1 protein-coding gene is annotated in these 592 nt (G+C 65.5%); it reads right to left on the reverse strand.

The window, feature by feature from the left end:
* On the reverse strand, positions 1-569 hold a 569-nt coding region (locus tag XH80_RS02870), incomplete at its 3' end, for an IS110 family transposase (RefSeq protein WP_271597246.1).
* Positions 570-592: the final 23 nt, after the last annotated feature.

Consider the following 592-nt stretch of genomic DNA (forward strand, 5'->3'; position numbering starts at 1 on the left):
GCGGCGCGCGCATTCAACATGGCATCGATCAGCTCGCTGACCAACGCATCGTGCGCCACCGCCTCGCGGACGGCTTGCGCAAAACCGCCGCGTCCGACCCGGCTCAGGCGGATGCCAAACACCTTCAGCGAATGCCGGATCGCATTCTCCAGGTCCAGAAACTTACGCTTCAAGTTGCGCCGGTGCGTCAACAACAGCCGCAGCCGGTAGCACGCCTCGCTCTTGATATGCGCCTTGCGGAACCAGCCGGTGCGCATGATGTGGGCAATCCCGAGCGCGTCCGCCCGGTCGGTCTTGTTGCGCTGCGCCTTCAGCGCCGCACGCACATGCAAGGTTTCCAGGCACACCGCCGGCAAGCCGAGCTTGAGCAGTTCCGGATGCAGCCAGGGCGACAGCGAGCCCGCCTCGTGGCCGAGCCGCCGCAAGCGGCCAAGATACGGCGCGAGCGCCGTCCTGATCGCGTCGGGATCGGTCACCACCACTGTCTCCAGCGTCGCCTTGCCGGCGGCGTCCACCACGCAGATCGCTGTCTCGTCCATGCCGACATCCAAACCACAGAAGAATTCCATCACACGCCTCCCGCGTTGCTGAA

The sequence above is a fragment of the Bradyrhizobium sp. CCBAU 45384 genome (assembly GCF_028128665.1).
In the GTDB taxonomy this organism is placed as follows: Bacteria; Pseudomonadota; Alphaproteobacteria; order Rhizobiales; family Xanthobacteraceae; genus Bradyrhizobium; species Bradyrhizobium manausense.